Source organism: Anaerosinus sp. (assembly GCF_965318445.1).
Genome location: NZ_CBDNNH010000024.1, coordinates 1 through 12,103 on the forward strand (window position 1 = coordinate 1; position 12,103 = coordinate 12,103).

13 protein-coding genes, 1 tRNA gene and 1 rRNA gene are annotated in these 12,103 nt (G+C 32.4%); 2 read left to right on the top strand and 13 right to left on the bottom strand.

Going from position 1 to position 12,103, the window contains the following annotated elements:
* Positions 1 to 11: 11 nt before the first annotated feature.
* Positions 12 to 98 (top strand): IS3 family transposase, encoded by an 87-nt coding sequence (locus ACWZFG_RS11845; protein WP_455577599.1) that lies wholly within the window; start codon positions 12 to 14, stop codon positions 96 to 98.
* A 195-nt stretch (positions 99 to 293) separates the two neighbouring features.
* On the opposite strand, the gene ACWZFG_RS11850 is transcribed toward ACWZFG_RS11845, so the two are convergent.
* Positions 294 to 369 (bottom strand) — tRNA-Lys (locus ACWZFG_RS11850).
* Positions 370 to 468: 99 nt separating this feature from the next.
* Positions 469 to 729 (bottom strand): hypothetical protein, encoded by a 261-nt coding sequence (locus tag ACWZFG_RS11855; protein ID WP_147669170.1) that lies wholly within the window; start codon positions 727 to 729, stop codon positions 469 to 471.
* Between the two features lie 136 nt (positions 730 to 865).
* On the opposite strand from ACWZFG_RS11855, the gene ACWZFG_RS11860 reads away from it, so the two are divergent.
* On the top strand, positions 866 to 1,129 hold the full coding sequence (locus tag ACWZFG_RS11860; protein ID WP_177505859.1) for a LysM peptidoglycan-binding domain-containing protein: 264 nt from the start codon (positions 866 to 868) through the stop codon (positions 1,127 to 1,129).
* A gap of 57 nt (positions 1,130 to 1,186) precedes the next feature.
* Here ACWZFG_RS11860 and ACWZFG_RS11865 read toward each other — a convergent pair whose 3' ends face one another.
* The 11 genes from ACWZFG_RS11865 to rrf form a co-directional block, all read right to left on the bottom strand.
* A complete protein-coding gene (locus ACWZFG_RS11865) occupies positions 1,187 to 2,092 on the bottom strand; it encodes a stalk domain-containing protein (protein ID WP_147669176.1) in 906 nt (301 codons plus the stop codon).
* Between the two features lie 89 nt (positions 2,093 to 2,181).
* Positions 2,182 to 2,394, bottom strand: a complete 213-nt coding sequence (locus ACWZFG_RS11870) for a hypothetical protein (RefSeq protein ID WP_177505861.1) — start codon at positions 2,392 to 2,394, stop codon at positions 2,182 to 2,184.
* Positions 2,395 to 2,470: 76 nt separating this feature from the next.
* Positions 2,471 to 3,760: a homocysteine synthase gene (locus ACWZFG_RS11875; RefSeq protein WP_455577684.1), complete on the bottom strand. Its 1,290-nt coding sequence runs from the start codon at positions 3,758 to 3,760 to the stop codon at positions 2,471 to 2,473.
* Between the two features lie 128 nt (positions 3,761 to 3,888).
* The gene (locus ACWZFG_RS11880; RefSeq protein WP_455577685.1) at positions 3,889 to 4,545 is read right to left on the bottom strand and encodes a TerC family protein; all 657 of its coding nucleotides are present in this window, start codon (positions 4,543 to 4,545) and stop codon (positions 3,889 to 3,891) included.
* A 292-nt stretch (positions 4,546 to 4,837) separates the two neighbouring features.
* Positions 4,838 to 5,299, bottom strand: a complete 462-nt coding sequence (locus ACWZFG_RS11885; protein ID WP_147669188.1) for a DMT family transporter — start codon at positions 5,297 to 5,299, stop codon at positions 4,838 to 4,840.
* A gap of 136 nt (positions 5,300 to 5,435) precedes the next feature.
* The gene (locus ACWZFG_RS11890) at positions 5,436 to 6,203 is read right to left on the bottom strand and encodes a 3D domain-containing protein (protein WP_455577686.1); all 768 of its coding nucleotides are present in this window, start codon (positions 6,201 to 6,203) and stop codon (positions 5,436 to 5,438) included.
* A 201-nt stretch (positions 6,204 to 6,404) separates the two neighbouring features.
* Positions 6,405 to 8,294 carry a type I glutamate--ammonia ligase gene (locus ACWZFG_RS11895; RefSeq protein WP_177505865.1) on the bottom strand — a complete coding sequence of 630 codons (1,890 nt, stop codon included), beginning with the start codon at positions 8,292 to 8,294 and terminating at the stop codon, positions 6,405 to 6,407.
* 345 nt (positions 8,295 to 8,639) lie between these two features.
* A complete protein-coding gene (locus ACWZFG_RS11900) occupies positions 8,640 to 9,947 on the bottom strand; it encodes a DNA recombination protein RmuC (RefSeq protein WP_455577687.1) in 1,308 nt (435 codons plus the stop codon).
* Positions 9,948 to 9,999: 52 nt separating this feature from the next.
* A complete protein-coding gene (locus ACWZFG_RS11905) occupies positions 10,000 to 10,902 on the bottom strand; it encodes a hypothetical protein (RefSeq protein ID WP_455577688.1) in 903 nt (300 codons plus the stop codon).
* Between the two features lie 120 nt (positions 10,903 to 11,022).
* A complete protein-coding gene (locus ACWZFG_RS11910; RefSeq protein WP_455577689.1) occupies positions 11,023 to 11,868 on the bottom strand; it encodes a deoxyribonuclease IV in 846 nt (281 codons plus the stop codon).
* Between the two features lie 130 nt (positions 11,869 to 11,998).
* Positions 11,999 to 12,103, bottom strand: a 5S ribosomal RNA gene (gene rrf / locus ACWZFG_RS11915); the annotation flags it as partial.

Consider the following 12,103-nt stretch of genomic DNA (forward strand, 5'->3'; position numbering starts at 1 on the left):
TTGATGAATACATAAATTTTTATAACACGAAAAGATTACAGAAAAACCTAAAAGGTCTGACTCCGATAGAATATCGAAATCAGACCCTAGTTGCATAAAATTTTTAGTTTTTCATCTGTCTACTTGACAGGGTGCAGTTCAAATTTTATGTAGTGCGGGCTTCTTTTCCCTATATTATTAATAATTTTATTCTATTATACATTAGAAAAATAAGTCTATATATAAACTTTCTTTAAGATAAATTTATTCACCAATACAAAAAGCCTCCGCATACTACGGAGGCCTAAAATTCATGGTGACACACCGGGGAATCGAACCCCGAACCTACTGATTAAGAGTCAGTTGCTCTGCCAGTTGAGCTAGTGAGTCAGTTAACTTACTCATATATAATATACCCTTTAATAAAAAAAATCAATAGATAAATTAAAAAATTATTAAAATATTAATCTTTATGATAAACATAGAAATTTAGTAAACATGATATTGTTTCCAAGGAATTTGTTCTATCTTAATTGTTTTTAAAAAATCAACAATGTCTTTTCTGCCAACAAAGCGAGGAACACCTTGCTCGTTTTGAGACATTAAAATAATCGGCATATTCGGAAAAAAAGCCGCATAATTTTGTCTAGCCTCTATTGCCGTAACAGTATACCGTGTTACATGCGGTTTAACAGAGATAATAGCAAAAGTTACCCCTTGCTCTTTGATAACTGCACCATTTATAACCATAATTTTTCCTTTCGTCTTAATAATAGTTGTATTTTAACAAAATTTTATTATAAAATCAAACAACATCTTGCTAGAACATATGTTTTGTGTTATGATGTTTTTAAATCGAACATTTGTTCTTATTGGAGGTCATATAATGAAATTACTAACAATTACCCTTTGCTCAATTTTTTTATGGTTCATGGCTCCTTCTACTATTTCTAACGCTTATCTTCAAGGTAATACTTTTACAACAATTGAAGTAAGACAAGGCGACGACCTATGGAACATTGCAAAAAGATATTCCAGTGAAAAAGATGATATTCGCGACTTGGTTTTTGCTATTATAGAATTAAATCATTTAGATAAAAATGCACATATTTTTCCTGGACAAACAATTAAAATTCCTTTAATAAAATAGGCTTAAACGAAAAAACCTCCTGATAAATCTTTTATCAGGAGGTTTTTCACTACTTAATTATTTTACTTTTACACTTAGTTCTAATGCTTTTTCAAAAAATTCACTAGGAACATACGTTACTCCATTGATCATCTGAGGAGCGTCATCTAAAACTATGCGCATTTTATTTTTCCCATAGTCATGACTATCAATCGTTAAGGTTGCAAATTGTGGTCCTTTTAATAGCTCCGCAGATTTACTATCTTCTTTCCAAGAAACAGTATACCCAAATTTCTCTGCAATCTGACGCAATGGCAATAAAATCTTTTCATTTTTTACAATCGCCCGTGTAGAAATCACTTGATTATTCCCTTTAATTATAATGCTATTATCTAAAAGCTCAACTGTAATATCTGGTTTCTTATTTAAAATCACAGCTTTTTCTGCTACTGCTTGTCCTGGTAAACTTAATGTCATCGCTTTATACCAAACAAGTAATTCATCACCAGCACTAATATTTTTTGCATCAGCTAAAATATCATTTTTTATTGTGACTAAACGATCACCATTAGAGCAAAGTACTCTGACACCGTCTTGAATTTTTTCAACTTCTCTCACTTGCATATATAAACCATTTTCATCATTATCCCCAACAACAATCGCCTTAGCAAATCCAATTGGCGGAATACTCCTCGTCATTCTTCCATCATAATACACAGAGACCGATGAATGTTCTTTTAACGTAGAAAAATCTAAATTTTCTCCAGTTTTTCCATTTAAAATATAACTTTCATCCGTAACCCTTAAAATAAGATTTTTATATGTTCCTTCGCCACTAATTGCAATAGAATCTTTATCAATAGAATCAATTATGCCAATCGTATTAAAAATATTATTACTTCTTTCTTCAACAGCTTGGGCAAATACAGTATTTGCGCTAATCATCATAAAAATAAGTAACAGTACTATAGATAATTTTTTCATTTTAACAACCTCTCTTTACTATTATATATCTACAATAGCAATAAACTCCTAATTTCGCAACAAGAATTTTTCTCCATAATTATGTATAATTAATAACCTAGTCCCATTAACGCTAGCGAAACTATACTTAATAAAGCGAGAAACGCCATAATTAAAACGGCATTTTTCTTTCCCCTCGGTGTAGACTTAAACAACTGGATTAATGATAAATTCTGTCCATTTGTTGTTTTTTTCATTTCATCATGCCAGCCTTTTAATGATAGTAAGCAAACGCACAAAGCGATAAGAACTGCAATAAACACATTAATTCTCCTTTTATTTTTATATAAAAATCTTATAACACTAAGAAAATTCCTGAACGATCATAGACCCCTTTTTTCATTTTACTGTAGCTTTTAACGCTTCATCCAAATCAGCAATAATATCTTGCACATCTTCAATACCTATTGAAAGTCTAATTAAATCTGGCTGCACACCTGCACTTTCTAGTTGCTCTGGTGTTAATTGTGAATGTGTTGTGCTAGCAGGATGAATAACTAATGATTTTGCATCACCTACATTCGCAAGTAAAGAAAATAATTTCAAAGAATTAATAAATTTCTTTCCGGCCTCTAAACCGCCTTTTATACCAAAAGTAAAAATTGCACCTGCACCTTTTGGGCAATATTTCTTTGCCTTATCAAATTGTTTATCACCAGAAAGACTAGGATAGCTAACCCAACTAACAAGTTCATGTGATTGTAAAAATTCAGCTACTTTTAATGCATTTTCAGCATGTCTTTGCATACGAAGGTGTAGTGTTTCCAATCCAACTAAAAACATAAAACTATTAAATGGGCTTAAACAAGCACCTAAATCTCTAAGCATTTGCACTCTTAGTCTAGTAATAAATGCTGCTGCTCCTACATCTTTTGCATAATTTAACCCATGATAGCTTGGATCCGGCGCATTAATTAGTGGAAAATTCCCCTTTGTCCAATCAAATTTTCCTGCATCAATAACAACGCCGCCCATAGATGTACCATGTCCGCCAAGAAACTTCGTTGCTGAATGAATCACTACATCTGCACCAAAATCAATCGGTCGACATAAATAAGGAGTGGCAAATGTACTATCAACAATTAATGGAATATTATGTTCATGCGCAATTTTAGCTACGGCTTCAATATCTAAAATATCTGCTTTAGGATTGCCAATCACCTCAGCATAAATCGCCTTGGTTTTTGAAGTAATTGCTTTTGCAAAATTCTCAGGATTTTCTGCATCTACAAAATTCACGTGTATTCCATACCGCGGTAAATTATAAGCAAACATATTATATGTACCACCATATAAAGTAGAAGCACTGACTATTTCATCACCAGCTTCAGCAATATTGAGAATTGATGCAAAAATAGCTGCATGTCCAGATGCAAAAGCTAAAGCCGCTATTCCATTTTCTAATAAAGCGATTCTTTTTTCAAATACATCGGTCGTCGGATTCATAAGTCTAGTATAAATATTTCCAGGTTCCTTTAATTCAAATAAATTTGCAGCATGTTCTACATCCCGAAAATTATACGCCGTGGTCTGATAAATTGGAACAGCTCTTGACCCTGTTGCTGGATCTGCCTCTTGTCCTCCGTGTACAGCTAAGGTAGCAAATTTTAAGTTCTCTGGTAATGTCATCTATAAATCCCTCCCAAATTTTATCCTACAATATATCAACATATTAAATAAAAATATACTTAGTTATGATTTATCATACAACATTGCTTATAGGTTTGTCAATATAATTCATATATGTTTTATATGTTTTATTTCTTTTTGCCTTTTCCAGAAAGATATCCAAAAATCAATACAAGTCCAACAATTGTTATCGGAATTAGGAATGTTAATGCATGAGAAACTGAATTTAAATAACTCCCAATGATTTTATCGTGTACAATCATTGATCCCGCTGTCCAAGCTAAAATTCCAGCACCAACATAAACTAATATTGGATAATCTTCCATCCATCTACCGATCCATTTGCTTCCCCAAACTACAATCGGAACACTAATTAATAATCCAATAACAACGAGTAAAAAGTCACCATGCGCTGCTCCTGCAATGGCTAATACGTTATCAATTCCCATCACAGCATCCGCAATGATGATAGTTTTAATTGCCCCCCAAAATCCAGTTGAAGAATCAACGTGTTCAGTATGTTCTTCTTTTTTTAATAATTTACATGCCACAGGAATAAGTACTAACCCACCTAATGCTTGCAAATAAGGAATTGTTAAAAGCCATACTGCACATAAAGTCATTAAAGTACGAATAACAATTGCGCCTAAAGTTCCTAAATAAATTGCTTTATTCTTTTTCTTTCTGGGTAAATTTCTTGCGGCTAATGCGATAACAACAGCATTATCTCCTGCCAAAACCAAATCTAAAATTACTATAGATAAAACTGATGATAAAAACTCCATATGCATATCCCCTTTTTATAAAATTAATTTTAGTATTAACGCTTTTTAATAATTATTATTCCTGTCAAAAATAGTCACTAATAAAGCAGAGAAGTAGTCAAATAAATGAAAAAGACTTTTAGTATAACCTTTAAGGTTATACTAAAAGTCTCACTAATTGAATCAAAATTCAACGATATAGCCAGCCATGTTATGCATGACAGGATTGTTGACTATATCTATCTAGCTACTCCCCTTTAGAATACTCTATGCCACGTATTTTACATTATCATTCCTATATTGTCAATAATAACTACAAATCATTTAAAAGTAATTTTGCACCAATAGCCAAGAATAAAATACCTAGTACATGTTGCCAACCAAAGTGTAATTGTTTTAAGCCAAATAATCCAAAATAATCAATAACCCCAGCCATCAATACTTGTCCAATAATAATAGCAGTCGTCGCATTTGCAGCACCTAATTTAGGTATACTTAATGCTACTAGATAAATGATAAAAACGCTAATAACGCCTCCTAAATAACTATACCAAGGCGCTTGATTAATATTAGAAAAACTTCCATCACCCAATTTAATTCCAAACAACATTAAAAACAAAACAATAACAGCTATTACATGAACAATAAAAGTAGCCTCCCATATCCCGATAACCTTTCCTAAAGAGGCATTAATACTACCTTGAATAGCCATCAATACACCTGACAATCCGGCTAATAAAAGCGACCCCAATGTTATTGAAGTAGTGTCTCCCATATTTGTACTCCCCTAAAAAAGAATTTTATTTTATCTTCTCCATCAAAACATAAATCATCCATACAAATTTTACATATGCTAAAAATTGAAAAAGAAAGGGAAAAAGCTCTTCATTTAAAAAAGAGCTTTTTCCCCTTTAATCAACTATATAAACAACAACATCACGACGTCCAAATTCCAATGCTTCGCGATGACTATCAAAAGCCAAATCTATACGATTGCCTTTTATTGATCCCCCAACATCGTCAGCAATAGCATAACCATACCCTGGTATATATAATCTAGTTCCAAGAGGAATAAATGAAGGGTCAACCGCAACAAGCCCTTTACGCAAAAAACTTCCTCTAGAAGTATATTGAGAATTTCCTGGATCATATGCACTATATGCAGACGCATTCATAAAAAATGATCTCATATTTCGGTTTACAATTGGCTCTGCTCTTTTCATTACTGCTAATGTCGCATCCCCTACAATGCCATCTGGAATCATTTTATGTGCCAGTTGAAAGTCTTTCACTGCATTTAACGTATTATTACCAAAAACTCCATCAACTGCATCTGCATAAAAACCTAATTCCATCAATATTGTTTGCACTGTCCTTACCGATTCTCCACGCATTCCATATTTAACTATAAAAGGCTGTGCCTTGATTTGCCCACTTTCCTTCTTTAGTTCTCCGTTTTCTTGTTCTAATTTTTTACCAAGTGAATTATCTTCTGTTTCAGCAACTTCTTTACTTTGTTTCTTTTTATCTTTGCTAGAATTGTGCGTTGATTCGGTGTGGGATGAGTTTACGGTATTTTCTTTCGTTTTCTTTTGATTATCAGTTCCAGCAAATACAATTGCATTTATCGAAAAAGTAACTATAATCAAAATAACAAAGATACGAGAAAATTTTTTCAAATAAACCACCTCTCCTTAATTATTTGCAAAACATCATCACAAATTTTCCTATAGATTATACTATATAATTCATTGTTTAGTCAAAATTTCTCAAAATACAAAAGCCCTTACTTGTAAATATATATCTACAAATAAGGGCCTTGCTATTTTAATAAATAATATAATTATTACTACACGTAGGGGTAAAGTCTATATTATTTATTAAATAATATTTCTTTTATAAACTTCATACAACGCTTTTAATTCTTGAACCTTATCATACATTTCAACTTGCAAACCAGAAGCAGTTGCAAAATCACCTTCCACTAAAGCAGATGAAATAAGCGTAAATAAAGATTTTTCTTCAATTGAATCTTTTGCTAAATAACAACGTAATTCATTTACTTTCGTCCAATTAAATACATCTTGATCTGTATAAAAATCAGAATCAACCTCTTTACAAGCTCTAATAATGGATAAATTCTCTGGAATAATTCTGCTTATTAATTCTGTTTTCCAACGAGTTAATGCACCTGCAACGAAAGCGGAGATAATTTCTTCACGTAATGCACCACCAGCAGTCAATACAGCACGTTTTTCTGGATACAATTCCATCGCACTCATATTTTCCCATACAGTAGCAGGTGGAGCTCCAAACAATCGATTACGCTCTTCTTCTGTGTAATCTTCAAATACATCTTCTTCACTACGATATGCACGATCTTTTTCTAGATAAAATCCTTCTGCACCAGCTTCTTTAGAAAGTTCAGCTAACAATTCATCTGTAGTTTTTGTTACTGCAGCTTTTACACCATCTAGAATAGCAGAATAAACAGCAGCTAACGTAACATAAGTATTTGTGAATGGATTACATGCCCGTAATTCAAAACGAGTTGCCATTGGATTTTCTACATCACGAACTAAACCAGCTAAAATAGTTCTATTTCGGGAAGGAACTTCTGGAGTATGGCCAAGGGATGTAACAATACAAACTGGTGCTTCAAACCCTGGTTTTAAACGATTTAATGAATCATTTGTAGCGGATACAAATGGATTAATCACTTCATAATTTTTAAGTAATCCCATAATTGCACCATAACCGATAGCACTCATGAAATCTTTTTTCATTTCAGTTGGTGCAAATAGATTTACTATTTTACCTGATTTCAATTTTGCCATGATGCAGAAATGAGTATGTTCGCCATTACCAGCAAGGCCAATCATCGGTTTTGCTTGGAAAGTTACTTCAAGACCGTTTTCACGGAAAACTTCTTTCACCAAAGTACGAACTAACAATTCATTATCCGCAGCTTGCAAAGCATCTGCATATTTCCAGTCAATTTCAATCTGTTCGCAAACATGTGTTAAGTTACCAGATTCATCAATATGGGCTTTAATTCCACCAACTTCTTTATGTCCCATTTCAGCACCAAGCTCATATTGATCTAATATTAATACAGCTTGCTCTAATGCCGTACGGACTGCGCCACGAGTACGTTGCCAATATTGTTCTTGCATAACTTGTGAAGCAGACATTTCTGTGATTTCCGCTTCAGCAAGCGGAGTTTTTACCCAAAATTCTAATTCAGTTGCAGATGTAAATAAAATATCTTCTACATCATTACCATTAATGTGATCCAATCCAGAAATATGAGGATTTTGCTTAAATGCTGCTAATAATTCAGTTTTCACATATTCTAACGTACCTGCTAAAATAGAGCGAGAATCTACTTTTTTACCATCATGAATCAAAAATGCAGGAATACGTAAAGTTCCTACAGGTTTACCTGTAACTTCATCATAATGTTCAAAATTATAATCAACAATCCACTTCACACTAGGATCAACCGGCATATCAACTTTTGCGTTATTCAAAGTAGCAATACCAGTTAAAACAACTGAAGAACCATCGGTTTGAACCGCACTACCAGAATAAAAGCCATCCATGTCTTTAAGAAAAATACTTACTGGAATTTTTTCGTCAGTATCATTACCAGCTAAATCAATACCAACAATAGACACAAATTTAATTTCAGGATGCGCTTTTAGCATATTACTTACTTCTTCTTTAGGAGTGTTCGCGGGAATTACATACAATAAATCATTCATCATAAATATCACCTCTAAAAAAATTTAAACTACCAGATACATAAAATAAAAAAACCACATGACAAAACAACCAATAATATATGTACAAACAAAATACATAATAATATCGTATTATCATCTGGCACCATTGCCTATATTTATTAAATTTTCTATAAATATAGGATAGCACACCTATTATCATTTGTCTATACTTTTTTATTTTTTAATGATTAAATCTGGTCTCTAAAGAAATAAAGAATTTGGAGTCATGGCTTTATTCACTTCTTCTACTCACATAAATTTTAACAGCATGTAAACTATTAAAATTTATGTGAGTAGAAGAAGTGAATGCTCCATCTGAATCAACTTTTACTCTGTAAAATCTAGTATGTAATTACTCTCATCTACCGGTAATTCTTCTACCGTTTTTAATTTTCGCTCAATTGTTCGCGTTTTTCTTGCTGCTGTATCAATAACGTTGCTCGCCTCCTGTAGTTTTTTATTTGTCTTTTCTAATAAATCACCAAATTTACCAAACTCAGTTTTAACTGCACCTAATATTGACCAAACTTCTGAACTCCTCTTTTCTATCGCTAAAGTTCTAAAGCCAATTTGTAAACTGTTCAGTAATGCAGCTAAAGTTGTTGGTCCCGTAACAATAATTTTATATTTTTGCATTAAAAATTCGCATAATCCTGGACGACGCAATACCTCTGCATATAATCCTTCAATTGGCAAAAAGAGAATAGCAAACTCAGTTGTATATGGGACACAAACATATTTATTCTTTATATCTTTCGCTTCACTCTTTATACGATTCTCTATAGATTTTGCGCACTCTTCAATTAAAGCAGTATCTGCTTTATCTTGTGCATCTAATAATCGTTGATAATCCTCTTGAGGAAACTTAGCATCGATCGGCAGCCATACAGAACCTTCATGAATATGTTTTCCTGGCAACTTTATTGCAAACTCTACTCTTTCACAGCTATTAGGAATCGTTGCAACATTTTTTTCATATTGCTCAATTGTCAATATCTGCTCAAGCAAATTGTCCAATTGAAATTCTCCCCAAATTCCACGTGTTTTTACATTTGATAAAACTCTTTTTAAATCACCAACACCATTTGCCAAGGTTTTCATTTCGCCTAAACCTTTATGTACTTGTTCTAACCGCTCACTGACTAATTGAAAGCTCTCTCCTAATCTTTTTTCTAAGGTAGCATGCAATTTTTCATCAACTACTTTACGCATTTCTTCAAGTTGGTTATTATTATCATTTTGTAAATGCCTTAACTGTACAATAATACTATCTTTTAGTTTATCAAACTTTTTTTCGTTCATATCTGCTAAAGCATTTAATTGCTTCGCAAAAACCTCTAACTGATTTAATTCAGCTGTGTTAGATTCATTCATTCTCTTAATTAGAGACTCATTAAAATTATTTAATTGAGAAAAAAGTTCTTGTCTTAATAAGTTCGTGTTCTTATTATTTTCCAGTCGATTTACACTCATCTCATTTTGCATATAATGATGTATTTGTAAAATGTTTTTTTCTAAAGCCCCTAATGATTTATTAATATCTTTATTTTTATCTATAGTTTTTAATAAATAAAGAAAGATTCCTAACGTCAAAAGTAAATTTCCAATGGAAATAATCACAATCCCATATTCCATCTTATCCCATCCTTAATAAAAATCTCTCGATAAAGCTCGAGAGATTTTTGTCTTATTTTAAATTATTAAGATGTTGCATCAACCATTCAATCCAAACATCAGAAAAAATAGTCTCACTTAATAGTTCATCCACAGATTCAATTCTTTTTTGCCCTAAAAACATAGCTACCCGATTTTTTTCTACTTCCTTTAGAATATAAAAATTTTTTTCTGGTGTACTTTCGCTTGGAAAAACAACCGTATATTCATTATATAAATTATCATCCATCGTTTCGTAAACTGTCGTTGGACGGGCTACATAGCCAGCAAAAGAAGGTGTTGCAATCTCATCAAGTATAGATTGTATTAGAATTTTCTTTTCTGCAACCTTACTTTGATATACCTGCAAAATTTTATCAAGTAAATCCTTTTGTCCAAAAATCACACCACAAATCAACTCTCGAATTGCTAAATAAGTAGATAAATCAAGATTTTTTAATTCATCTTTAGATTTTATCCCATAAATCCATGTATGCACTACTTTTTCAATAAGGTCTTGTGCATTTATCATTAAGCCTTCATCTAACTGATTTAACTCCATGCATGCGTTGCACACATCTTGCCCCTTACTTTGATTATAAATATGATTTTGCGCACATATAGCACAATATCCATCTTGAAAATAGGTGAAATTTTTCTCTCCAAGCTTAGGTAACTGAAGGTGATATTTTTCATAAAGTTTTTTTTGCTTTTCCATTCGATTATTTGCAATATAAACTAAACCATTTTCATTATATTGGACTTTTAAATCATTTCCACAATCCATACAATGGTTAATTTTATCTGTCATATGCACCGAAATGTACTTTTCTGGTTTAGGTACAATAAAATGATATGATGCAGTCTCAATAAAAGCATAGTTAAATACATTTTGTAAATCTCCTGTAATCGTCGGACGCTTTGACAAATTTTCCATAATAGTACCTCTTATTTCATAAAATTATTTTATACAGAAAAAAGCTCCTGATTTCTCAGGAGATTAAATGACAATACAACAAATAATTTTATCATATTTTATGAATAATGTAAATCTTCGCTAATGATTCTTCCAAAGTGACTTTAACAAAGCAATTTCCTCTGCATATCCTTCTAGCTCATTTGGTGTTTCTAAATAAAATGGCAAGTTTCTCAATTGTGGATGATTTATAATCCTTGCAATTCCTTCAAGCCCCAACGAACCTTGTCCAATCTTTTCATGACGATCTTTATGACTAGCAAAAGGATTTTTGCTATCGTTCAAATGAACCGCTTTTAATTTATGAATTCCTATAACTTTATCGAATTTTTCTAATACATCATCTATTTGACCAATAATATCATAACCTGCATCATATACGTGACAAGTATCTAAACACACACCCATTTTATCAGATAATTCGACCCGATCCAAAATCATTTTTAACTCTTCAAAATTTCGGCCGATTTCAGTTCCTTTTCCCGCCATAGTCTCTAATAAAACGGTTACTTCCTGAGTTGGCTTTAAAACCTTATTGAGCAATTCTACTATATAATTAATACCTATATCAACTCCCTGTTTTACATGACTACCAGGGTGAAAATTATACAAGCTTCCTGGCAAATACTCCATTCTCATCAAGTCATCCTGCATAATCATTTCGGCAAACTCACGAGTCGATGGCTCCGCAGAGCATGCATTCAAGGTATATGGTGCATGCGCTAAAATAGGTGCAAAATTATTTTCTTTCATAATTGCTAATAAAAGGTTTACATCTTCTTGTTCAATTTTTTTTGCAGCTCCCCCACGCGGATTGCGTGTAAAAAATTGAAATGTATTCGCACCTATAGAAACAGCTTCATTTCCCATATGTGCAAAACCTTTTCCTGCAGATAAATGACAACCAATATTTAATCTATTCTTCAAACTATTTCCTCCTCACATAAATAACTATAAAACTTATTTTGCATTATATACTTAAATTTTATAACAATCAATAGGTTTTCATTTCAATCTTAATAACGAAAAAGCACTCACTAAAGTGAGTGCTAAACAAAACTGGCATCTACCTAACCTCCCAGGACGTTTCCATCCAAGTACTTTCGGCGTGTATAGGCTTAACTACTGTGTTCGGTATGGGAACAGGTGGTACCCTATAGCT